This window comes from Mariniflexile sp. TRM1-10 (genome assembly GCF_003425985.1).
Taxonomy (GTDB): Bacteria; Bacteroidota; Bacteroidia; order Flavobacteriales; family Flavobacteriaceae; genus Mariniflexile.
Genome location: NZ_CP022985.1, coordinates 1925550 through 1951053 on the forward strand (window position 1 = coordinate 1925550; position 25504 = coordinate 1951053).

Sequence of the window (25504 nt, forward strand, 5' to 3'; positions counted from 1 at the left end):
ATACTTGTTAAACCAGGAATTAGTGGTAAAGGAGGGCATAGTATTACAAGTATGATTGATGGATTGGCTAATAATCCTAAGCCTTATGTCCCCAAACAGTCGATCTTTGGAACATTTTCGACTGCAATGCCTAATTGGTAATTAAAAAGCTTAAAATGAGAAAAATCGGAATAATTTTTTTAGTAATAATATTAAATGGCTGTAAAGAAAATCTACCTGGTTTTGATTTTGAATCCTTTAAAAATACTAAAGCTTATGATTTAGCTATAGCGGTTAAAAATGAGAATTTAGGTGAAATAGAAAGAATTTTAGAAAAAGATGAATCTTTAGTAGATTATTTAGACCCTGAGTTTGGTCACTCACTTCTGATGCTATCAGTTGCTAATAATTTACAAAAATCAGTTTCTAAATTACTAGAGTTTGGTGCTGACCCAAATAAGAAATCAGAACCACCCTCTAATATGAATAATGAAGTTACAACTGCTGTTTTTATTGCTAGTGATAAGGCCTATAAAAGAAATTGTGAAACAGATATTTTAGAATTGCTTGTTAAACATGGAGGTAAAATAGATGATAAAATAGATGTAAAGTATCTTAATTCTAATTATATAACAAAAGAAACACCTTTAATGATTGCTATTAAGTCAGATTGTATTGATTTAGTAAAAAAAATAGTTGAATTAGGAGCGGATATTAATGGCTATAATTATATTAATGGAAAGGGACCTTTGGCTAATTGTATTGTACATGATAATTTAGACATACTGGAATATTTAATTATAGAAAGAAAAGCAGAAATACCAAGTTATATTTTTGTTAGGCCTTCGCATAATAATACACCTAGGCAGGAACTTACTATAATTGAATTTTTAAATGAACAAAAATACCCTGAAAACTCAAAAAATGATTTACATAGGAAAAGAATTATAAATTATATAGAAAATAGGTAGTATTTTAGCTGTTCCCTAATGTACGTAGTCGTTGCACAAGCCTTTAAAGAACATGAAAACAATGTCAAAAACTCCTTAAAAGGAGTTTTTGTGTTTAAGCTGACCTTTTAAGATGTTTATAATTCATTTTCAGAGAAGGAAGATGAAGGGAAAAAGTGAAGAAGAGAAAAAGAAAGAAGAGAAAAGGATAAGGAAACTAAAAAATTACTAGAGGATACTAGATCTGGAAACCTTGAAGAAGGTAATTATACACATGATATCTATTCGGGAGGATGGGTGCGGAAATAATTTTAAAAAAATAAAGAACACCTAAATTGAAAGTATAACTATGAATACAAAAATTAATATTAGTTGTTTCGTCTCCATGTTTTTATTTTTGACATGTGTAAACTCACCAAGTCAGGTTTGTAAAACAGCAAAGGATTTAATGGAAAATTCAGTTGAAGCTATTAATAATAAAAACACAGAAGAATATATCTCTTTGATTGAGTTTGATAGTGTGTTGAAAGTTTGGAAAGGTGCTGGTAAAAAGGACAATGGTTATAATGATATGGCAGACTTATTAACTAATAACAAACCGCAGGTTATAAAAATGTATTCAATAAGCTACAATATGTTAATAGGCACTTTGGAAAAAATACATAAACTTGACAAATGGCATTTTGAACTTAAAAACTTTGAAATGGAAAGTATAGAGGAAGTGTCAAGTTATTTTTTTAGAGAAAAATACATCATGAAGCTTGAGGATGATAAAAATAATCAGTGGACTTTGAGAGTCAATTTAACTAGGTTTAATGATTGTTATTATATAACTGAACCTCTAGAGCTTAATTATCTAAGCAAGGGATGGTAGTTAATTGTCCTCCCCTGCTAGCGCGGAAATGTTTTCCGTGCCGTAACGAGTAAGAAATAAAACAAGAGTAAAGAACTACAATAAAAAAGTTGTGGTTCTTTTCTAGGAAAACATTAGTTGAGGTCGTTTGTGTTACCCTGCTATTCCCAAGTACATTTTAAAACAAGTTGTCCCATATAAGGTAACTAAATGAAAATGAAACAGATATACAATAATTAAAAAATAGACAAGTTTAGAATACGCAAAGTATGTAATGCCATTTTCTTTTTTGTTTAATTTAATTAATATTTTATATAGATTTTTCAAGAATTGTTTTTTTACTGTAATAAAATAATCACCAATCACCGTCAAAATCTTCTGTAATTTGGGTGACATTATTAATTAATTGATTCACACAAAGTCACATATTATTTGGTAATAGTGATTCTTCTTTTTGCCTCATTTCCAAATTCATCAACAACGGTAATGATATGTTTGCCTTCTTTAGGAATTATAGCCAACTCATGGATGTCTTTTGTGCTTCCAATAAACGTTTCATTTAAATACCAAAATAGGGTTGCATCTGGTTTGGAATGCGCTATTTTTAGAATCAAGTCATTGGGTTTTTCATCAAAATCCTTAGGTAAAAAAATGCTGTTATTTTCCTCTGGATAAATAAATTCCATAGTAATGGCATTATCTCTCAAACAATCGCTTTTAAACTTGGGTAAAGGTTTGTAAAAGGGGTTTTTGGTTTTGTAATAATAGGCCATTGTAGGAGGCAGCACAAACCACGATTTGTTTTTAATGCGACTAAGTTCTTCGCACGATGAGTTTACCTGATATGTTTCAGAAGTATCTAAATGTACCAAAATATGAAACGGACAGGCTTTGGTTTTTAATCCACTTAACTGAATAAAACGTTCTTCAAGATCATCACAATTAGGAGACGCTCTATAACCACTTTTTTTGCAAATTGAGACTTCTTGCATTTCATCATAAGGTTTTGAAAACCAGTCGCTTTTTGGCAATAAGTCAAACACGTCAAATAAAATGGGAGCTGCTGCTTGTACGCCTACCAAACCGGGTCTGCCTTCGCCATCGGCATTTCCTACCCAAACGCCTACAACATAATCTTTAGTGGTGCCAATAGCCCAAGCATCGCGAAAGCCGAAACTGGTGCCTGTTTTCCAAGCAATTTGTTTAGAGCCATCAAAAAATTCCCAACTTTCATCGCCTTCCGGTCTATTCACTTCTTTTAAACTTTCATAAGTTAAATAAATGGAAGCGGCATCAAAAAGTGTTTTGTCTGTTGTTTTCTTTCCGAAGTCAATGGTTTCCGAAACTAAAAAAGTGGGTTCACAAAACTCGTTGGTGTAATATTCGCTTGAGGTTTCAGAAAAGTGATTTAATGTTGATGACAATGCTGCATAACTTTTGCATAAATCCCACAGATTACTTTCGGCACCACCGAGAATAAGCGAGAGGCCATAGTGATTGGCATGGTATTTTAAATCTTTAAGCTGAAGTACTTTTAAGTAATGATGAAAGCGGTCTAACCCAAATTCCTGAAGCATACGAACCGAAGGAACATTCAACGAGCGTGATAAGGCGCGACTTGCAGGAACTGCACCATCATAAGTTTTGTTATAATTTTCAGGGTTGTAACTCCCAAATTGCGTGGGAACATCGGCAACTAATGTGTGCGGTAAAATATCACCAGCATCCAACATGGCAGTATAAAGAAATGGTTTTAAAATACTTCCGGTACTTCGGGGTTTATCAATAACATCTACATCTTTTTCATGGGCTTTGTCTGTTGGGGTATTGCCAACATACGCCATCACTTTTCTGGTTTTCACATCTAAAACCAGTACAGCAGCATTATAAATTTCATTTTGGCTTAATTGATTGTAATGGGTTTTTATAACATAGTTAACACGTTCTTGTAAGCGCATATCAATGCTGGTCTGTATCCGTTTTCCCTTATGTAATTGCGATACTTTTTGTAACAAATGAGGTGCTATTTGTGGTAATGGATATGGTTTTTGAGCTAAACTTTCAGCGATTGACAGATTATAGGTTAACGAATCGATGATTTCATTTTCTAAAAGTTTTTTAAGCAGCCGATTTCTTTTTTTAATTAACCGTTCTTGATTCTTTCCAGGATAAATAAGACTTGGAGCATTCGGTAAAACGGCAAGTGTAGCGCTTTCTGCCCAAGATAACTCATTGGCATTTCTATTAAAGTAACGCCATGAAGCAGCATCCAACCCCACGACATTGCCACCAAAAGGCGCGTTGCTGCTGTAATATGCCAAAATGTGGTTTTTTGATGCTCTTAATTCTAATCTTGTAGCAAGAATAATTTCGATGGCTTTTTCAAAATAAGTACGTTTTTGACCTTTTCTTGATAAGCGAATAACTTGCTGCGTTATGGTGCTACCTCCACGTTTTACGCTGTTGGATTTTAGGTTATCTCGCAACGCTTTAAAAATAGAAACAGGGTTAAAACCAGGATGCTTATAAAAATATTCATCTTCAAATTGAAGGATACAGGTTTTGAATTTCTCTGGAAGGTTATCGTTTTGAGGAAACCGCCATTGCCCATCGTCAGCAATTTGCGCTCCTAAAAGTTCATTGTCGGCACTGGTAATTACTGTTGCTGTTGGGTCTTTAAAAAGTTGCCTTGGTAAACAGAAATAATAAGCAATTAAAATGACGGCAATTATTGCCGACTTTATTTTATGACGTTTAATGTAAGTAGTTATTTTGTTCACTGTTTATATTCTTTACCCTTCCGTCTTTAAATCTTATCAGATTTAAATCCACCTTCCCTTGAAAAAAAGGGAAGGAGTTGTTTGTCGCTATAATTTCAATATAGTTGTAATTATAATGTTTCACCGCCTTTTAAGTACTTTTCCTTTAAAAAAGATTAGTAGGTTCTATTTTGATTTCCGAAATAGAAGACGATATGTGGTTTTAATCTTTAAAATGACTTGCTATATTTTCTAAAACTTCAGGCAGGTTTTCAAAAATTAATTTGTTTTCAAATCGAATGATTCTAAAACCTAAGTTTTCTAAAATTTGAGTTCGTTCATAATCATAATTTTGTTGTGCAAAATCTAAATGAACAGCTCCATCTAATTCTACTATCAGTTTTTCTGAAGCACAATAAAAATCTACTATGAAATTATTAATGCTATGTTGCCTTCTAAATTTTCTATTTTTAAGCTGTTTTCTTTGTAGAGACTTCCACAGCGAAGCTTCTGCGGGAGTTAAGCTTTTTCTTAATTCTTTTCTCCGTTCTTCTAGGTGTTTGTGGTTGTGCATCTTATTTTATTTAACCCTTCCGTCTTTAAATCTTATCAGATTTAAATCCACCTTCCCTTAAAAAAGGAAAGGAGTGGTTTGTTACTTTAATTTCAATATAGTTGTAATTATAATGTTTCACCTAGTTGTAATTATAATGTTTCACCGCTTTTTAAAGCTCTCCTCCTTTAAAAGGAGGAGTGGATTCGGTTTCGCAAAAGGAAACCGAAGACGAGGTGGTTTATCCATTAAACTCATACTCATGTTCTACTTTGCAAATTCTCACGTTGTACCAACTATACCAATCTTGCCTACCTTTTAATTGTGCTTGTAAATGGTCGGTTTGTTGCTTCCAGTTTTTTATGGATTCTAAACTTTCCCAATAACTTACGGTTATACCTATTTGGTTTCTTGCGCTATCTATTCCTAAAAAGCCAGATTGCTGTTTGGCGAGCGCTTCCATTTTTTCTGCCATGTCACTGTAACCTTCAATGTTTTCTTTCTGGGTTGAAGTGAAAATTACGGCGTAATAGGGTTTGAAGTTGGTTTTCATGCTTTTACTTTTCAACCGTTATCCATTGTCCTTTTGTTCTCACCAAATACTCATTATCATACATTGCTTCAGCTTGAATGCCCGGTAAATAATAGGTTCCTAAATACGAGGCATTCAGCATCACATTAAAAGTTTTTGTGCTGTATTTTCCTTTTTCAGGTAAATCAAAATAGAAATTCACTCGATCATCTTTAATATCTGTATAACGTGCCTGACTTGTGGTGGCATCGCCAAATTCAGTGAAACGTGTGTTTACAATGTCCCATCCTGAAGGGAAAATTTCTGTTAAAGCCACGTTTTGTACGCTTTCATTTTTCATATTACTAATGCTAACAGTTGCTACAAAATCTTGCCCTTGTTGCAATTTTGAAATCTCCATTTTATTGCCCTTTAAATCTTTATACACTAAAGAAATACTTAAACCACGTTGTTCGGCAATTTCTTCTCCTAAAGGTAATTTCCCAGAGTTTAAAATACGGACATAAATCAAATTGTCTTTATTATTTTTTATGGACAGGCTGTTTGAGCCATCTAATACTTTTAATTCGCGTTGGGCAATAGCACTTTTAGAATTTATAGTTTCGGTTTTTCCGTTAATAGTGTAGCTTATATGTAATGCTTTTCCACCATTAGCGGCGACCATTTTTGACATGGCAAGCAAACTATAAGCGGTGGTTTGGGTGCTCATCCAACGGTTACTCGATAAATCTTTAGCGATGTATTGTGCCAATTCCCGCGTTTTGGAATTTTTTGTCAACACCATGGTTTCTAAAGCCATAGCACGATTTCTATCTACCGAGCCATAGGTGTAATAATTATATTTTGGAGGCAAGAAATTTATATTGGCAGTTTTTGAAATACTGTTACTCGCTTCTTTTTGTCCTGCCAAAGCATAAGCCGCAGCTAAACGCCATTTGGCTTCATTGGAAATTTCGCTAAACTCACGCAAACGGTTCATGGCGGCTAAATCTGCATGTCCAGCAAGTGCCAACGTATATAACCTGTAAGCTTGGGCCAAATCGGAATTATAGGTTCTATAACTTGGTCGCCAATCTCTAGCAGCTTGTTTTTGGTATTTTAGCCAATTGTTTTTAAACATTAATGGCAGTACATACCCTTTTTTCTCTGCCTCAATCATAAAATGACCGGCATAACTGGTTCCCCAATCATCAGCAGTACGTTCTCCAGCCCAATAACTTAATCCACCATTTGATTGCTGGAAATGCCCTAATTGAATAATGCCATTTTTAATATTACTTTCAATTTGTTGCTTTTTAGCATACGTTAAATCGAAAATATCTCCTAAAAATAACTGCGGAAACACACTCGATGTGGTTTGTTCCACACATCCATGAGGGTATTGGATAAGATATTGTAAACGACGTGAAAAATCCATTGGAGGCAGGGTTGAAAACTCGACGGTTGCAGTATTTGTTCCTGTAATACCAAAGGTTGAAAACCCTAAAGTTTTTGATGCATTGGATTCTAATGTTTCATCAATGGGAATAGAGGTTATAGGGTTTGGGTTCATAACATCCAATTCCACTTTATAAGTTGACTTTTCACCATTTCCTGTTGCTATCACTTCAATGGTACTGACGCCTTTTGCTTTACTAACGTCTAATTCAAAATACGTTATTTGCTCATCTGGTCTAGGAAATGACAGCGTTTTGGTTCTTTCTCCAACGATAGAAATGCCATTGCTTAATTTGAGACTAATATTCACATTTTTTACCTTGGATTCCATAGCAAAAACGGTCACTGGAAGTGTTACTTTTTCTCCTGGACTTAATTTCCTCGGAAGCGTAGCCAATACCATTAAAGGTTTTTTAACCTCTACTGATTTATCTGTGCTTCCATACGCTTTGGTCGTATGGTTTCCTGCAACAACCATGGTGCGTACCGCACCAATATAATTTGGAAGTTTTATTTTATGGGTTTTGCTTTCACCAGCTTTTAACGAGAAAGGACCTAAATAAGTAACAACTGGTTTAAATCGGTTTGCTTTTTTATTTTTTCCTGCGGCTGCACTTCCGTCACCACCAATAGCAAAAACTTGGTCGATGCTTCCGCTGTAAGCTCCAATAACATCATCAAAAATATCCCAGGTTTTTACACCCAACGCTTCACGGGTATAAAATTCGTCCCAAGCATTTGGTGTTTTAAAGCGTGTTAAATCCAATAGTCCTTCTTCAACAACCGCAAGGGTGTAAGTCATCGCTTTTTTGTTTTTTTCTGAAACAGATACTTGAAATTCCTGTTCGGGTTGCAGCACATGGGGCATTTTCAGCTGAGGTTCCAATTTAGTGCTAGGGTCTTCGACCATGATTGGAATAATGCCGTACAAACGAATGGGCAAATCGTTGGTCGTTATGGCATGTGGTTGCAATAACGAAATATTGATAAATACATTGGGCGCCATTTCAGAAGTTATAGGAATTTCAACAGTGGTTTCACTTTGTTTGGTTTTCGCCCATTTGTAGTTTAAAACCTCTGTGCCGTTTTCAACACTAACCAAGGCACGCCCTTCACTGCCCGATTTAAATTTAATTTTTGCAGTTTCACCCACATTATAATGTTCTTTGTCGGCTGAAAACACTAACATTTTAGCGGCTTCTTTATCGCCAGCTGGGGCATACCAGTTCTTATAAAAATAGGCCGTTTGCCCTGTAGCATGACCACTTATAGGGTCAACAACTCTAATGAGGTATCTACCACGTTGGTTATCTGGAATTTTTATATTTAGTTGTGCTTTTCCGTTAGCATCTGTATTGATTTTGCTGTTCAGAAATGGTTTATGGTAGGAGCTGGACACATAGCTAGATAGGTTATCGTAAGACGAATTCCACCACCAGCGCCATTCCACTTTATAAACTTTTGCTTCAAGGTTATTGCGTTTTATGGGTTTACCGTTGGCGTCTACCACTACCACATCAAAAGTTTGGTTTTCATCTGTAAAGAATGAACCATAAGCATTTCCTTTAGGAGCACGTAAGCCAACAAACGACTCGTAAGGCGCATATTGTTTGGTAAAAGCATCCATAGAGAAATCACCACCATTTTCAAAAGCACGCACTAAAAACTGAACGTTCAACATGCCTGGGGCATTTTTACCAATCTCTAATTTTTTATCGATTTTTGCGAGTCCTTCAGCATCCACAGAACCTTCAAAAATAGTGCTTTCTTCCGTGTTGAATTGTCTTGTCGGATCATTAAAAACATACTCTTTATAATTTTTGAAAGCGGTATGGGAACTACTGAATTTTGCCTTAATTTCTGCTTTTAAGTTTTTTCCGGGTGCGCCATGAAGCCATTTCACATCCAAAGTCCCCTTTAAAGGTTCTTTGCTTGTAAGAATGTCGTTTTCAAAATCTACTTTAATTTTTAGGCGGTTGGGTTTAACGGTTTCAATTTTTAAACCTTTATAGAAGGATGCACCACCAACAGAAACTTTGGCATTGTAATTTCCTGTTTTATCTTCAGATGAGGTTATAACCGTAAACTTGTAAAAGTTATTTAGGTTGTTTGATGTGACGTTTTTATAAACCAATTTACCGTTGGGATCGGTAATTTCCATTTTCACAGGATGGCCTTTTGGTAAGGGATTTGTAAAATCATTCAGCATAAACGTTAAGTGAAGTGTGTCTCCAGGTCGCCAAACCCCACGTTCGCCATAAATGTAGCCTTTAAGCCCGCGTTGAAGTTTATTGCCGGACACATCAAATTTACTTAGCGATAACGAATTACCATCGGCGAGTTTTATATATGTGGTATTTTTTCCTTTTGAAACAATGGCAAAGGCAGCATTTTTGTTTAAATCTATAAGGGTTAATCCGTCGTTGTCTGTTAGCGCACTTGCTATTTCTTGTTGTTGAAAGTTATAGAGTTTTACAGTTGCATTCGCTTCTGGGTCGGTAGTTAAAATATTAGTAACAGCGAAATAGTATGAGTTATTACTGCCTTGTTTGGCAATAACGCCCAGATTTGATGCCAATAGGTTTTGGGAAACAATTTTAGAGCCATTATAATATGCGTCATGGCAGGGGTTGTTTTCTTCGCGCCAATTGTAGTTGTAGTTTTTGTAATGGTATGTTAGGTTGTCCCAATAGGCTTCTTCCCGTAATTCTTCTTCTTCAGGTGTGCTTTCTGTTTGGTTTCCTTCATAGTATTCATCTTCGTAATATGTTTCATATTCATCACCTTCTGTGTTTGATGTTGTCGTATTTGCATCGCAATTATATAACGAATAGCTTTTGTTAAAGCTCAGTTCCACCCGATAAATAGCACCCGCATCTGCATTAAAAAATTTAGATAAATCAATACTGTACGCTTTCCACTTTCCAGTATTTCCAGCAGCGGTTTGAAGTTGTATGGTTTGTTTTGCAATGCGTCGGCCTACCTGCCTAATCGCATAAGAATCTCTGCCGTTTAACTCGCTGTCTTGCAAAAACTGAAGCACATTATTTTGAAAAATTTTAATGATTCTTACGTCTACAGCTTTTAAGTTTACCGCTTCAAAATTGAATTTTAATTCTTGTGAGTTTGGTAGAATGGTGCCGTTGCTAATTAAGCGTACTTGTGGTTTTAATTCTTCAAAAGCAATGATTTCAGAAAACGGTTTTTTAAGTTTATAACCATCGGTGTTCGAAATACCCTGGAATACATCAACTCGAATATTCCCTGTCAATTTAGATTCTGGATATACTTTCAATACATTACCATCTACCACATATTTCGGGTTTTTTACTGTTTGAAGGGTTATCAATCCATCAAAGTTTTGTTGCTTTTTTAAAGGGTCGGAAAAGTTAATGGACAGATGTTGCTCTGGGGCTTGAATGACATCCATATTAATAATAGTAAAGTTGTTTATTCCGGGAATAAATACGTTGTTTTCGCCTTTATTATCTGCTTTAATCGCCTTTCCATGCCACTTTACAAGGACTTCGCTGTCGTTTATTTTACGGTGGATGCTATCAATTTTAAACTCGAACACTTTGGCATATTCATGAGCTTCATTGAATACAATGGATAGTTTTTTGTCTTCTTGAAATGCTTCAACTATTTTTTTTGCATCTTTAATTGAAATGACATCTGCCGAACGCAATCCTGCTTCCAAATACTGCCAATTTTTACTATAAGATTGTAAATTATTGGTAACAATATTAAAATTTGGTGTAATGGTTTTAAACTGAAATGTGTAGCTGCTAAAATCTTTGGGGATGTTTTTATAAATGTCATTTAGTTTAACGGTGACACTATATTCTGTCGACGGTTCTAAATGTTCATCGGGTGTAAAAAGTAGTGTGTGCTTGTTGGCAGTCGTTAATTTTCCTTGTACATGCGGAGAAATGGTTATGATATCAGAAGTAATTTCCTTGCCCATTTCCCAACCTTCTACATCTTTTGCCAAATTAATTTGAATGGGATCAGCCACCGAAACCAAACCAGAAGAGGTATAGCTTATATATTCTCGAAACTTAAATAAGTTATCGGTTTCTACTTCTTTCTTTTTGCAGGAAATTGTAATCGCAATTAATATTACGATAGCGAGGAGCTTTTTTGATGACATAGGTTGATAGTTTACTGAATTGAACTTAAATTAAAAGAAATTGTAGGCAGCTTCTTGTTAAACAAATTACGTTGAAGTATTTTATTTTAGGCTTTTCTCTTTTGTTAAATTATTCATAAAAGATACTTTTAAGAAAAATATTCATTGTTGCCCGATAATATTTTTGCAATTCACTGCAAACACAGTGATAATGGTTTTTTAAAGAGAAGACTGATTTGTGGTCTAGCTTTTTGTCATAATAAATTACTTAGCGATTATTAAAATATACATTTGAATTTGAATTGGCTGTCATTTAGTCTATTTTTCTATAGACTATAGACTATAGTCTCTATTCTTTTTTCTTTTAGCGAAGCAGCCTTGAATCTTATCGGACACTAATGAAAAATATTTAGACAGTCTCTTAATCGTTGTACATCCCGATATAGAGTTCACCTTTATCATTCATAGTTGCTCTAAACATCCCGGGCGTATTAAATTCCATTACTACATGTCCATTTTTATCAATCGCAATAATACCCCCTTCACCAGCACCATCTCCAATTTCCGGTAACTTTTTTTGAATCACTTCATTGGCAGCTTCTGCAAGCGATATGCCTTTATATGCCATTAAAGCCGAAATATCATATGCAACCATACCGCGAATAAAATATTCACCCCAACCTGTGCTTGAAACTCCGCACGTGTTATTATTTGCATAAGTACCCGCACCAATAATAGGCGAATCACCTATGCGTCCCCAACGTTTGTTTGTCATACCGCCTGTTGAAGTCCCTGCTGCTAAGTTGCCATTTTTGTCTAATGCCACACAACCAACAGTTCCAAATTTTGAGTCTTTAATTTTCGAATCATAAAACAATGACATTTTGTTTTTTTCAGCATTTTTTGCACGTTCTAAAGATTTCATTTGGGGGGCTGTGTAAAAGTAACTAGGCTCTACAATTTCTAAGCCATGTTCTTCAGCAAATATTTCGGCACCACTCCCAGAGAGCATCACGTGTGGCGATTTTTCCATAACAGCACGGGCTAAACTAATAGGATTTTTTATTGTTTTTGTACCTGCCGAAGCACCGGCATTTAAGGTTTTTCCATCCATAATAGAAGCGTCATGTTCATTCGTGCCTTCGTACGTAAAAACAGCGCCTTTACCCGCATTAAATAAGGGAGAATCCTCTAGAACATTAATGGTTTTTTCTACAGCATCCAAACTAGTACCACCATTTTTTAAAATGTTATAACCAACTTTAATAGCTTCTTCAAGTTTATCTCGGTATTCCTTTTCTTTTTCGGATGAAATATTTTCTTTTTTTATATAGCCCGCGCCACCATGAATAACAATTGAGAATTGAACAGTTTTGTTTTCAGTCGTTAATTGTAAATCTTTAATATGTTCTTCTTTAATTTCGGAATCAATCAGTTTGTCTTGTTTTTTACAACTAAAAAGTAGAAGTGAGCTAAAAAAAATTAGAGTATATTTTTTCATAAGATTTATCTTAGTTTGTATTTCAAAGTTAACAGTTTTATAAGTATTAAACTTTAATAAAAACGACTTTTTATTGCTATATTCGTAAATAATTTTAATTTAACTAATAAATCTATAATTAATGAAAGTGATAACAGATTTCGGAATAGAAAAAGTTCTTAAAACTTTAGGAATAAAAGATATTAATGAAGGCACTTCTACAGGGATAAATAATTTTTCCAATGGAGATATTTTAGAATCCTATTCGCCTGTTGATGGACAGCTTATAGCAAAAGTAAAAACGACCACAAAAGCCGATTATGACAAGGTGATGGATGCCGCAACCCATGCATTTAAAACATGGCGATTAATGCCTGCACCACAACGCGGTGATATTGTGCGCCAGTTTGGAGAAAAACTTCGAGAAAAAAAGGAAGCTTTAGGAAAATTGGTATCTTATGAAATGGGTAAATCCTATCAAGAAGGGTTGGGTGAGGTTCAAGAAATGATCGATATTTGCGATTTTGCAGTAGGTTTATCGCGTCAGCTTCATGGATTAACCATGCATTCCGAACGCCCTGGTCACCGTATGTATGAACAATACCATCCGTTAGGTGCTGTTGGAATTATTTCAGCATTTAACTTTCCAGTAGCAGTTTGGTCTTGGAACACCGCTTTAGCTTGGGTTTGTGGTGATGTATGTATTTGGAAACCCAGTGAAAAAGTACCGCTTTGTGGTATTGCTTGTCAAAATATAGCTGCTGAAATTTTTTCAAAAAACAATTTGCCCGAAGGCATTTCGTGTTTAATTAATGGCGATTATAAAGTAGGGGAATTTATGACGAAAGATACTCGCATTCCATTAATTTCGGCAACAGGTTCCACCAAAATGGGTAAAATTGTAGCACAAGAAGTCGCAAGTCGTTTAGGAAAAAGTTTGTTAGAGTTAGGAGGGAACAATGCCATTATTGTAACTCCAGATGCTGACATAAAAATGACCGTTATTGGTGCGGTTTTTGGCGCAGTGGGTACTTGCGGTCAACGTTGCACTTCAACGCGAAGATTGATAATCCATGAGTCTATTTACGATAAGGTAAAAACAGCCGTTATCGATGCTTACAAACAACTTCGTATAGGAAATCCGTTGGATGAAAAAAATCATGTTGGGCCTTTAATAGATACTGATGCGGTGAAGATGTATCAAGATGCTTTAATTAAAGTAGTTAAAGAAGGGGGCAAAATTATAGTTGAAGGCGGTGTGCTTTCTGGTGAAGGTTACGAAGGCGGCTGTTATGTAAAACCAGCCATAGCTGAAGCGAAACCAGAATTTAAAATAGTACAGCATGAAACTTTCGCACCTGTTTTGTATTTATTGAAATATTCGGGTGGTGTAGAAAATGCGATTGAAATCCAAAACAATGTGGCGCAGGGATTGTCTTCAGCCATTATGACAAACAACTTGCGTGAAGCTGAGCGTTTCTTGTCGGTTACTGGATCTGATTGTGGTATCGCCAACGTGAATATTGGTACTTCGGGTGCCGAAATTGGTGGTGCTTTTGGTGGTGAAAAGGAAACTGGTGGTGGTCGCGAATCTGGTAGTGATGCTTGGAAAATTTATATGAGACGTCAAACCAATACCATTAATTATACAGCTGTGTTGCCTTTAGCTCAAGGTATTAAATTTGATTTATAGCTTGATATGTGTGTTTCTAAGCTTTATTTTTTCAAATGAAACATTGAACTCATCTTGACTTTTTGCATTGAGCCGTTAAAGTAGTTTGGGTAAATCGGTTAATAAAAAAACCTTGCTCCAATGCCGAAATTTTATCGGGAGAAACAAGGTTATATCTTTAAAAAGATTAATAGCAGTGCAAATATATGTTATATGCCGTGAGAAAAAAAGCACCAAAGTTAAATTATGGTTAAGCTTCCAATAAATTAGATTAACTGTATTTTACCTTCCTTAAAACACGCATGGATTCTTTATAAAGGTGATATAATTCTTCACTATGAGCCCTTAAATAGGGTTTTGCTTCATTTAACTTATCAATAGCTTCGTGAAATAAATTTAGATAACAAATTAGATAGGTTATAGGTAAGTTTTTTAAATCTGTTTCTTCGCTTTTTGTAAACGGTAGCCCTTTTTTTAGTTTTTCTAAAATAGCATTTGTAGTGTTATAAATATGGTGAAGTACTTTTTTATCGTACTGTGGTGGTTCAAATAAAAGCTTGGTTTCAATGGAATAATTGGCATTGTTTTCAAAATTGATAATGGTTTCTTCCAATTGATAGTATTTATTGGAATTTTGAAACCCTAGATTCACATATTCAACGATTTTAAATGAATCGTCATTAATAAAAATAGCCACTTCATCAAAAGCCGAAAAAAACAAACGGACCTGTTCGTTTATCAATTCAATATCAACTCTAGAAAAAAATATTTCATCTTTAACTACTTTTTTTTGCCCTGCCCAACAAACAACAAAGTATTCTTTAAATACCTTGTATTGGGCGTTGTAGTCTTTGCGTTTTTTTAAAAAATCGAAAACGCCGTTTAAGGTATGCTCAATATTGTTTTGCGAATGATTTTCAATAGACTCAACAATTTTAGAATTAACATCTTTTATTTCGATGTCGAATACTTTGGGCATGCTCATGCTCCCATCTCTAAAAAATACCGAGCCGCCATAATATTTCCAAATGTTTTTCCGCAGCGATGTTATTTTTCCAGTTGGGCGAATGGTAACCAAACCAACTACTTTATGGTCTGGTAAATGCGGAAACGGAATATTTTCATATTGAACAATAGGCGGATTGGTTAAATAGGCATTGATGAGGTTTTGGATTTTACTGTCATCAAAAAAGTCAACACCAACAATGTCGTTATCAATATCTTCAACACCGATAACAATGTACGAGTTGTTTTTAGGATTGCTGTTTGAAAGCGCACAGACATGCTTTAAAAACTTAGCTTTTCCTTCTTTAAAGCTAATGTCAATTTTACGCTTTTTATCATAAAAGCTATTTTCGTCATTGTGTGACAGCAAATTTTTTATAAGTAGGCGCTTGTTGATCATTATTGTCTATGCTTTATTTTTATTATTTATTCAAGACTAATCAAATTTTGAGCCCTTGCGTTCGGAGCTTTTAAGGTAATTGATAAATTTTGATAATTGATTTATTAGATTTTCAGCATCACTGTTAAGTGGTTTCATCTATATGATTTCGTCGAAAACATCTTAATAATTGCGACTTGCTTTCGTTACATGACCCGCGGGAATAGCTTAAAAACATTATAAATTCCTTGTTTCCTCCTCTACCGAATCCTTCAGCTATATTATCCATTATTGAACCAGATGAACCATTGATTTGCTCTCTTAATTTATAATCTTTACTTAAAGAAGTATGGCATATAATTTCCCATATCGCATCACAAAACACGGATGCTTCTTTATAAACCTCTAAACTTTCAAATGAATTGTGGCGTGCCATATTACTTGAATAAATAATAAAAATAAAAAATGCTATCCATATTAAAAATAAGTTCAGACAAATTTGTTTAATGTAAAGGCATTAGCCTGTGCCGTTGGAAAAATTAGCATATCGGCAATATTAACATGGGCAGGACGTGATACAACAAAATAAATAATTTCGGCAATATCTTCGGCTTGCAAAGCTTTAAAGCCGTCATAGACTGTATTGGCAATTTTATCGCCTTTAAAGCGCACCTGCGAAAATTCGGTTTCAACCAAACCTGGGCTTATGGCACCTACTTTAATTCCAAACGGATTCAAGTCAATACGCATGCCTTCTGTAATAGCCAAAACAGCATGTTTACTGGCGCAATACACATTCCCCTTTGGATACACTTGCTTACCTGCCGATGAGCCAATATTTATAATATGTCCCGATTGTCGTTTGGTCATTTGTGGGATTATGGCTTTACTTATATACAAAAGTCCTTTGACGTTTATGTCCATCATGGCATCCCAATCGTCAATACTTCCTTCGTTTATGGGATCTAAACCATGTGCATTGCCTGCATTATTAATTAAAATGTCTATATGTTTAAATTTTTCTGGTAGTGATTCAATGGCTTTAAACGTTTCAGTTTTATCACGCACATCAAAATTTAGTATATGTACATGTGTTAATTTGCCTAAGGCTGCTTGTATGGTATGCAGGCGCTCCAATCGCCTTCCACATAAAATTAAATTAATGCCATGCTTTGCAAACTCATAGGCTGTTGCATGTCCTATGCCACTTGTTGCTCCGGTTATTAGGGCTGTTTTTTTCATTTGTATTGTTTTTGCAATTCATATATAGAGCTTATCTTGACTTTTTGCAATTGTAAAGAACATTTTTCGCTTCAATCAAAAAAATCAAGACGATTTTATAAAAATACTTAAAAGCGACATAAAATGGTATAGTTGTCTTTTCTATTTATAGAAGTTAATATTCCTATTTCTTTAAAATTTGCTCTAAGGCCTTACTATACTTGTCAAACAAAATATTTAACGAGATAAAATAAAAACAAAAGATAGTTTTTTTGAAAAAAGATAATCTATTTTCCGTTTTGGGTACGTATATAATTAATGAACCCAAATAAATAAATATATAAAATTATGAAAACATTAAACAGATTAAGCTTATTTTTTCTCTCATTTTTAATGATATCCATTATTGGATGTAGTGACAACGAATCTGACAAAATAAACGCAGGAGCTCCAAAAATAACAATAAAACTTGTTGATTCTCCAGGCGATTATGACGAAGTAAACGTTAATGTAGTTGGCGTTATGATAAAAATGAAAGACAGCACTGACGGCACTGATGAAAGTGGATGGATTGACTTAGAGATGAGTAGCCAAGGATCTATCAATTTATTGGATCTTACTGGTGGTGTTAATGAAGTATTGGTTGACACGGAACCAATTCCTGCCGGAACACTTGAACAAATGCGATTGGTGTTAGGAGACGGTAATACCATTGTTATTAGAAATGATGCTGATGAACCTGAAACCTTTGATCTAAAAACACCTAGTGCCCAGCAATCAGGTTTAAAACTTCAAGTAGGGACTGTCATAGAAGAAGGATTTACCTATAATTTTGTATTGGATTTTGATGTTGCAAAATCAATAGTTATGGCAGGTGGTTCAGACAATATTATTTTGAAACCAGTACTTTATGTGAGTGCTGAAGTGAGTTCAGGTAATATAGAGGGAATTGTTGAACCGAATGATGTGCCTTCTACGGTTTCAGTATTGGTTGACGATAAGGGAACTCCAGAAACAGATGACGATTTTGTTGTTTCTGCGATTACAGACGACACAGGTGCCTTTACTTTATGGGGCTTACCTGCAGGAACGTATGATGTCATTGCAACACCTTTGAATGCTGAATCAGGTTACACCGAAGGATCCGTATCAGGAGTAACAGTTGTTAATGGTGAAACAACAACATTAGCAGAACCTATTCAGCTAACTGAGGAACAAGACACAGAAGTAGGTTCTATAAGAGGAGATGTAACAAATGATATTGTAGCAACTGTAACCGTAAAAGATAAAGATAGCGGGGATGTTGTTGCAACAATGGATTCAAATGCCAGTGGAGAATTTCTTTTAGAAGATATCCCAGCTGGAACGTACACTGTAACCGTAAGTGCTGCTGGTTTTGTTTCACAAGATTATACTAAAGATGGCTCTACAGATGTCATTGTAACATCTAATACAGAAACTACTTTAGATGCAATAACGTTAGTTGCAGAATAAAAAATTAGAAGCATTAGCTTTATTAAATAGCGCGACATCTAGGTGTCGCGCTATTTTTTTAACCAATTATTAACTGAACAGTTTGGATAATTTAACCAATATTTAACAGCGTTCAAAGAAAAGTTTTAACAATTTGCACTGCTCAAATAAGCTTAGTATATTCGGGCGTTTAAAAAATATATAAATGATGGAAGAAACAGGTACAATTGATATTAAGACTATTAACGAGAAAATTGAAAGAGAAAGTGCTTTTGTTGATTTACTGATGCTAGAGATGAACAAAGTCATCGTAGGGCAAAAGCATATGGTAGAACGTTTGCTTATTGGTTTGCTGGGGCAAGGGCATATATTGCTTGAAGGTGTTCCGGGACTTGCAAAAACTTTAGCCATTAATACCTTGGCACAAGCGGTTGATGGCAGTTTTAGCAGAATACAGTTTACCCCCGATTTATTACCTGCCGATGTCACAGGAACCCTAATTTATAATATGAAGTTGAATGACTTCTCCATCAAAAAAGGACCTATTTTTGCAAATTTTGTATTGACAGATGAGATTAACCGTGCGCCTGCAAAAGTGCAATCGGCATTACTTGAAGCCATGCAGGAAAAACAAGTAACTATCGGTGATGAAACGTTTAAATTAGACAAGCCATTTTTAGTAATGGCAACCCAAAACCCTGTTGAGCAAGAAGGAACGTACCCATTGCCAGAAGCACAGGTAGACCGTTTTATGCTGAAAACGGTTATTGACTACCCAAAAATTGCTGAAGAGCAATTAATTATGAGAGCGAATATGAAAGGCGCTTGGGAAAAAGTAAACCCTGTGGTTTCAATTGCTCAAATTCTAAAAGCACAACAAGTAGTTCGTGATGTTTACATGGACGAAAAAATTGAAAAATACATACTAGACATTGTTTTCGCAACACGCTACCCAGAAAAATATAAACTAGCCGATTTAAAACCACTTATTTCTTTTGGTGCATCGCCCCGTGGAAGTATCAATTTAGCATCTGCTGCCAAATGCTACGCTTTTATAAAACGTCGTGGGTATGTAATCCCTGAAGATGTTCGTGCCGTCGTTTACGATGTGTTAAGACACAGAATAGGCATCACTTACGAAGCCGAAGCCGAAAATGTAACTTCGGTAGACATCATTAATAAAATAGTAAACGAAATAGAAGTACCTTAATCCAGTTAACAGGGTTCAGTGGCAGTAATCAGTTTTTTCGTTTACTGGCTGCTGGATATAATTTACTGCAAACTGAGACTGTAAACTGTTTACTAAAAAAATGGATACTAAAGAATTACTAAAAAAAGTACGTAAAATAGAGATTAAGACACGCCGTTTGTCCGATCATATTTTTGGAGGCGAATACCACTCAACTTTCAAGGGACGTGGTATGACTTTTAGCGAAGTGCGCCAGTATCAATTTGGTGATGATGTTCGAAATATAGATTGGAACGTGACTGCGCGTTACAACGAACCTTATATAAAGGTTTTTGAAGAAGAACGCGAACTTACCATGATGCTTATGGTAGATGTTTCAGGGTCTGAAATGTTTGGTACCGAAGCACAATTTAAAAGCGAAGTCGTTACGGAAATAGCAGCAACTTTAGCGTTTTCCGCAACCCAGAATAATGATAAAATTGGTTTGATTTTATTTTCAGATAAAGTAGAACTTTATATCCCACCCAAAAAAGGGCGTTCGCATGTACTACGTATTATTCGTGAATTGATTGAGTTTAAACCAGAAAGTAAACAAACCAATCTGGCCGAAGCTTTAAAATTCATGCAAAATGTTATGAAGAAAAAAGCGATTGTGTTTGTATTGTCTGATTTCATTGCAGACGATTACCGTCAAACCATGAAAATTGTTTCAGGAAAACACGATGTGACAGGCATTAGGGTTTATGATAAACGCGAAGAAGATATTCCGAATTTAGGCGTTGTTCAAATGCAAGATGAAGAAACGGGTGAATATATGTTAGTAAATACATCGTCCAAAAAAGTACGCCTTAATTATGGTAAGTTTTATCAAGAAAAAGTAGATTATTACAGAGAAAGTTTTACAAAATCAGGAGCGGGGACTATCGATTGTCGTGTTGATGAAAGCTATGTAAAAAAAATGTTGGGGTATTTTAAAAGAAGAGGATAAATGGAGTTTAGATTTATGATTAACGATTTACGATTTTTGAATAAAATAAAAGGGGCCTTCGGTCTTCGGTCTTCCGTCTTGAGTCTTGGGTCTTTGGTCTTCGGTCTTAAGTCTTCGGTCTTAAATCTTCGGTCTTCCGTCTTTTGGTCTTTGGTCTTTTTTCTCTCATCTTTTTTCTCTTTTTCCCAAGTAACAACATCTATCGATTCAACAAAAATTAAAATAGGGGCACAAATTACCTATAAAATTGAAGTTGAAACCAAACCAAACAGCTTGGTGGTTTTCCCCGAAGGGCAAACATTTTCTCCCTTGGAAATGATTGAATCGTATGCGATTGATACCATTAAAAATAAAGACAAATACAACCTTATAAAAAAGTATGGTTTAACTCAATTTGATTCTGGGAAATACACCATCCCAAGGCAAAAAGTCATTATTGGTGATAAAACTTTTTTTACCGACTCATTAAAAGTTGAGGTGAACAATGTGGTTGTAGACACAACAAAACAAGGGCTCTACGATATAAAACCCATTATTGAAGTTAGTAAAAAAGGTAGTGATTGGTGGAAATATGTATTGCTGACACTTTTAATAGTTGGCATCATTGGCTTTTTAATGTATTGGTTTATTTGGCGAAAAAAACCATTAACCGAAGCAGAACAAATTGCTTTGTTACCACCTTATGATAGAGCGAAGTTAGCTCTTAAAAAATTGGATGAAAGTCATTATTTAGAAACCGATTCTATAAAGGAATACTACTCAGACCTTACGTTTATTATTAGAAAATATCTTGACGAAAAAGTGTATGACCGAGCATTGGAAAGCACAACGGATGAGCTGATTAACCGACTTAATTTACTTAAAGAAGGCAATCAAATAGAGTTGAGTACTCAAGATATTAGAAATTTAGAAAGCATTTTAAAACGTGCTGATTTGGTGAAATTCGCTAAATCTGCCGTAGATGTTGAGCTCGCCAAAATGGATAGAGATACTATTGATATTGAAATTGACCATGTAAAAGAAGCATTGCCGGAACCAACAGAAGAAGAAAAGCTTCAAGATGAAAAATACCGTCAAGAGTTAGAGCGTAAAAAGAAACGCAAGAAAATCATCATTACTGTTGTTATAGGTGTATTTTTATTAATGGCAACATTTGTTGGCTTTGGTTTAAAGTACGGATTCAATTATATAAAAGACACCATTATTGGTCATGATAGTATTGAGCTTTTAGAAGGCGAATGGGTCACCAGTGCATATGGCGTGCCACCAGTTACCATTTCTACGCCTAAAGTATTAACTCGTATCGAGTTGCCAGTTCCAGACGAAATGAAAGCACAAGTAACCCAAACAACTTTTATTTACGGAACCTTATTAGATGTTTTTAGTGTGATGGTAAATACCACGTCATATAAAAACATGGGTGAAAACAAAATCGATATTGAGAAGGCATCCGAGCAAAGTCTTAAAGGAATGGAAGCTCAGGGCGCTCAAGATATTGTGGTATTGAGAGATAAATTTGTAACACCAAATGGCGCAGAAGGATTAAAAACCTATGGAACATTAAAAATTAAAAATCCAATAAGCCAAAAAGTACAAGAGGGAAATTATATATTACTACAATTTGCTTCAGAAAATGTGTTACAGCAAATTGTTATAACCTATCCAATTAATGATGAGTATGCAGATCAAATGATAGAACGTATTTTAAATTCAGTTGAACTTAAAAAAGCAGAAGAATAATGTTTGAAGGCATCGATTTTTTAAATAAGCAGTGGTTTTGGGCACTTTTAGTATTGCCTTTAGCTATATTATGGTATATTTTCAAACATAAAAAGCAAACAGCTGAACTTAAAATATCTAGCTTAAAAGGTTTTAAGCTCACCAATTCTTGGTTACCAAAACTAAAACACGGGTTATTTGTATTACGTCTATTGGCATTAGCATTATTAATTACAGCATTGGCAAGACCACAAACGGTTGATGTTTCTTCTAAAACAAAAACAACAAGAGGGATTGATATTGTAATGGCTATTGACGTATCGGCAAGTATGCTGGCAAAAGATTTGTCACCAAACAGATTGGAAGCTTTAAAAAATGTAGCAGCTGAATTTATTAAAGGTAGACCGAATGATAGAATAGGACTGGTAGAATACGCTGGAGAAAGTTATACAAGAACCCCTGTTACTAGTGACAAGGCAATTGTAATACGCTCATTAAAAGACATTAAATACAACACGATTATTGAAGGCGGAACGGCAATTGGTATGGGTTTAGCAACTGCAGTAAACAGATTAAAAGACAGCAAAGCCAAAAGTAAGGTCATTATATTATTAACCGATGGTGTGAATAATACTGGTTTTATAGATCCAAAAATAGCTAGTGAATTGGCGGTGGAATATGGTATAAAAACATATGCCATCGGTTTAGGTACTAACGGTATGGCATTGTCACCGGTAGCATTAGATCCAAGAACAGGCGGATTTCAATATGCTCGCGTACCCGTAGAGATTGACGAAGTATTGTTAAAAGAAATAGCGAAAGTTACTGGAGGAAGATATTTTAGAGCCACCGATAATAAAAAGCTTGAAGAAATATATGGAGAAATAAACAAACTTGAGAAAACAGATGTTGAAGAGTTTAAATATTACAATTACGAAGAAAAATACCGCCCGTTGGTGCTATTGGCGGGTCTACTATTGTTGATAGAATTTTTACTAAGAAACACCATTTTTAGAAGTTTTGTGTAATTAGATTATAGATAAGAGAAAATAGATAAGAGAAAAAGACACTCCATTTACGGAAATAAAAGTCCCCTTTGGGGATTTAGGGGACAAACAAATAAAAAATAAATGTATCAATTAGACGAAAAAATATGGTTTTGGGCATTAGGAATTATTCCAGTAATAATCCTATTCTTTTTGGTGCTTCAATTTTGGAAACACCGCACCCAACGCAAATTTGCCGATAAAGCATTACTAAAAAAATTAAGTCCGAATGCATCGTTATTTAAGTCCGTTTTAAAACTAGTTGTATTAAGCTTAGCCTTTGCATGTCTAGCCATCGCATTGGTAAATCCAAAAATAGGCACAAAGCTAGAAACCATAAAACGCGAAGGCGTTGATATCGTTTTTGCAGTCGATGTGTCAAAAAGTATGCTTGCCGAAGACATCGCACCCAATAGGTTAGACAAAGCCAAACAATTGGTAACGCAAATCATCAATAATTTGGCAAGCGACCGCGTAGGTATTATTGCTTACGCAGGAAAAGCATTTCCGCAATTGCCCATTACAACCGATTATGCTTCGGCAAAAATGTTTCTTCAAGGCATGAATACCGATATGCTATCATCCCAAGGAACAGCTATTAATGAAGCCATCAAATTGGCAACCACCTATTTTGATGATGAAGAACAAACCAATCGCATTCTAATAATTATCTCAGATGGTGAAGACCACAGCGAAGAAGCCACCGCAGTAGCCGAAGAAGCTAACGAAGCAGGTATTAGGATTTTTACCATTGGTGTCGGTGATGTAAAAGGGGGACCTATACCGGAAAAACGTAACGGGATTGTTTTAAATTATAAAAAAGACAACCAAGGCGAAACCGTTATTACGCGTTTGGATGAAGAAACCCTTAAAAGTATTGCTGCCGAAGCTAATGGAGTCTATTTAAACGGCAAAAACACGAATGAGGTTGTTAAAAAAATAGGCGATATTTTAAACGGAATGGATAAAAAGGAGTTTGAAACAAAGGAATATGCCGATTTTAAAAGCCAATTTCAATGGTTTTTAGCATTTGCTGTTTTCTTTTTGCTACTCGATATTTTCTTGTTGGACCGTAAAACCGCTTGGTTAAAAAAATTAAATTTATTTAACGAAAACCTTTAGGTATTTACGATTTACGATTTTTGATTTACGATTGAAATTAGAATGTTAATCATAAATCTAACATTTATAAAACCTTTAACTAGAGGCCGTTGTTTGGTTTTATATATTTATAAGTTGATTAATAAACAGTAAAATGAAATATATACTAGTAATTATAATGACGTTAACAACTACTTTTTCTTTTTCGCAAGAGAAGGAAAAGGAAGCATTATTAGCGGCTAAAAAAGCTAATAATTATGTGTATGAAGGCAATAATTTAATTAGTGAAAACGACTTTGTTTCAGCAGAAAAGGAATATAGAAAAGCCATTTCAGAACAAGGAACAACCGTAGCAGGCATCTATAATTTAGGAAACTCTTATATTAAAAAAGGAAACTATGAAGAAGCTTTATATAGACTAGATCAAGCCGCTAAAATTGCTACTTCAAAACCTGAGAAACACAAAGCTTACCACAACATAGGCAATGTGCTTATGCAAAACAAAAAGTGTAAAGAAGCTGTCGAAGCTTATAAAAACGCCTTAAGAAACGATCCAACTGATGAAGAAACACGATATAATTTGGGTTTAGCCAAAATATGTGCTGAACAACAAAAGGACGAACAAGACGATAAGAAAGACGATAAGGATAAAAAGGACGACAAAAAGGATCAGGACAAAAAAGAAGGGGACGATAAGAAAGACCAAGACCAAAAAGACCAAGGTGATCAAGATCAAAAAGAGGGTGACGATAAGAAAGATGAAAACGGAAAGCCTAAAGAAGAAAAAGACAATAAAGGAAAAGCTGATGATAAAGAAAAACAAGAGCAGCCCAAACCCCGTCCAGGTCAAATGTCTCCGCAACAGGTTAAGAGTTTGTTAGAAGCCATGAATAACCAAGAACAAAAAGTTCAAGAAAAAATCAATGCCGAAAAACAAAAAGGTGTTAAAGTAAAAACAGAAAAAGATTGGTAAAGCGAATTACGAATTATGAATTACGAATTTTGAAATTGAGAAAAATCAAAAATCGTAAATCGT

At 34.9% G+C, this 25504-nt stretch carries 18 protein-coding genes; 10 read left to right on the top strand and 8 right to left on the bottom strand.

What is annotated here, in order from left to right; translation table 11 throughout:
- Positions 1-155: 155 nt before the first annotated feature.
- Both CJ739_RS08245 and CJ739_RS08250 read left to right on the top strand, forming a co-directional pair.
- On the top strand, positions 156-950 hold the full coding sequence (locus CJ739_RS08245) for an ankyrin repeat domain-containing protein (protein WP_162880165.1): 795 nt from the start codon (positions 156-158) through the stop codon (positions 948-950).
- Positions 951-1377: 427 nt separating this feature from the next.
- Complete coding sequence (locus CJ739_RS08250; protein WP_162880166.1) at positions 1378-1803, top strand: type 1 periplasmic-binding domain-containing protein; 426 nt, start codon at positions 1378-1380, stop codon at positions 1801-1803.
- 407 nt (positions 1804-2210) lie between these two features.
- Here CJ739_RS08250 and pbpC read toward each other — a convergent pair whose 3' ends face one another.
- The 5 genes from pbpC to CJ739_RS08280 all read right to left on the bottom strand — a co-directional run bounded on the left by pbpC (position 2211) and on the right by CJ739_RS08280 (position 12696).
- Entirely contained in the window at positions 2211-4562 is a 2352-nt protein-coding gene (gene pbpC, locus CJ739_RS08260) for a penicillin-binding protein 1C (RefSeq protein ID WP_117174234.1), read from the bottom strand.
- Between the two features lie 202 nt (positions 4563-4764).
- Positions 4765-5115, bottom strand: coding sequence for an endonuclease domain-containing protein (locus CJ739_RS08265; RefSeq protein ID WP_117174236.1), 351 nt, complete (start codon positions 5113-5115; stop codon positions 4765-4767).
- Between the two features lie 220 nt (positions 5116-5335).
- A complete protein-coding gene (locus CJ739_RS08270; protein ID WP_117178841.1) occupies positions 5336-5647 on the bottom strand; it encodes an antibiotic biosynthesis monooxygenase family protein in 312 nt (103 codons plus the stop codon).
- Positions 5648-5651: 4 nt separating this feature from the next.
- Entirely contained in the window at positions 5652-11216 is a 5565-nt protein-coding gene (locus CJ739_RS08275) for an alpha-2-macroglobulin family protein (RefSeq protein WP_117174238.1), read from the bottom strand.
- Positions 11217-11616: 400 nt separating this feature from the next.
- Entirely contained in the window at positions 11617-12696 is a 1080-nt protein-coding gene (locus CJ739_RS08280) for an isoaspartyl peptidase/L-asparaginase family protein (RefSeq protein WP_117174240.1), read from the bottom strand.
- Between the two features lie 121 nt (positions 12697-12817).
- On the opposite strand from CJ739_RS08280, the gene amaB reads away from it, so the two are divergent.
- Positions 12818-14368, top strand: coding sequence for an L-piperidine-6-carboxylate dehydrogenase (amaB, locus tag CJ739_RS08285; protein ID WP_117174242.1), 1551 nt, complete (start codon positions 12818-12820; stop codon positions 14366-14368).
- Between the two features lie 250 nt (positions 14369-14618).
- On the opposite strand, the gene CJ739_RS08290 is transcribed toward amaB, so the two are convergent.
- From CJ739_RS08290 to CJ739_RS08300, 3 genes are all read right to left on the bottom strand, one after another.
- The gene (locus tag CJ739_RS08290; RefSeq protein ID WP_117174244.1) at positions 14619-15752 is read right to left on the bottom strand and encodes an ATP-binding protein; all 1134 of its coding nucleotides are present in this window, start codon (positions 15750-15752) and stop codon (positions 14619-14621) included.
- A 124-nt stretch (positions 15753-15876) separates the two neighbouring features.
- Positions 15877-16167 carry a four helix bundle protein gene (locus CJ739_RS08295; RefSeq protein WP_236951630.1) on the bottom strand — a complete coding sequence of 97 codons (291 nt, stop codon included), beginning with the start codon at positions 16165-16167 and terminating at the stop codon, positions 15877-15879.
- A gap of 53 nt (positions 16168-16220) precedes the next feature.
- Positions 16221-16973 (bottom strand): SDR family NAD(P)-dependent oxidoreductase, encoded by a 753-nt coding sequence (locus CJ739_RS08300; protein ID WP_117174246.1) that lies wholly within the window; start codon positions 16971-16973, stop codon positions 16221-16223.
- A 327-nt stretch (positions 16974-17300) separates the two neighbouring features.
- On the opposite strand from CJ739_RS08300, the gene CJ739_RS08305 reads away from it, so the two are divergent.
- The 7 genes from CJ739_RS08305 (at position 17301) to CJ739_RS08335 (ending at position 25441) form a co-directional block, all read left to right on the top strand.
- On the top strand, positions 17301-18446 hold the full coding sequence (locus CJ739_RS08305) for a DUF4382 domain-containing protein (RefSeq protein WP_117174248.1): 1146 nt from the start codon (positions 17301-17303) through the stop codon (positions 18444-18446).
- 187 nt (positions 18447-18633) lie between these two features.
- Positions 18634-19635: an AAA family ATPase gene (locus tag CJ739_RS08310; RefSeq protein WP_117174250.1), complete on the top strand. Its 1002-nt coding sequence runs from the start codon at positions 18634-18636 to the stop codon at positions 19633-19635.
- A 100-nt stretch (positions 19636-19735) separates the two neighbouring features.
- Entirely contained in the window at positions 19736-20602 is an 867-nt protein-coding gene (locus CJ739_RS08315) for a DUF58 domain-containing protein (RefSeq protein ID WP_117174252.1), read from the top strand.
- Entirely contained in the window at positions 20603-22342 is a 1740-nt protein-coding gene (locus tag CJ739_RS08320) for a BatD family protein (protein WP_236951631.1), read from the top strand.
- Positions 22342-23349 (top strand): vWA domain-containing protein, encoded by a 1008-nt coding sequence (locus tag CJ739_RS08325; RefSeq protein ID WP_117174254.1) that lies wholly within the window; start codon positions 22342-22344, stop codon positions 23347-23349. Before CJ739_RS08320 ends, CJ739_RS08325 begins: the two co-directional genes overlap by 1 nt.
- A gap of 102 nt (positions 23350-23451) precedes the next feature.
- Complete coding sequence (locus CJ739_RS08330) at positions 23452-24489, top strand: vWA domain-containing protein (protein ID WP_117174256.1); 1038 nt, start codon at positions 23452-23454, stop codon at positions 24487-24489.
- Between the two features lie 133 nt (positions 24490-24622).
- The gene (locus CJ739_RS08335) at positions 24623-25441 is read left to right on the top strand and encodes a tetratricopeptide repeat protein (RefSeq protein ID WP_117174258.1); all 819 of its coding nucleotides are present in this window, start codon (positions 24623-24625) and stop codon (positions 25439-25441) included.
- The last annotated feature ends 63 nt before the right edge of the window (positions 25442-25504 follow it).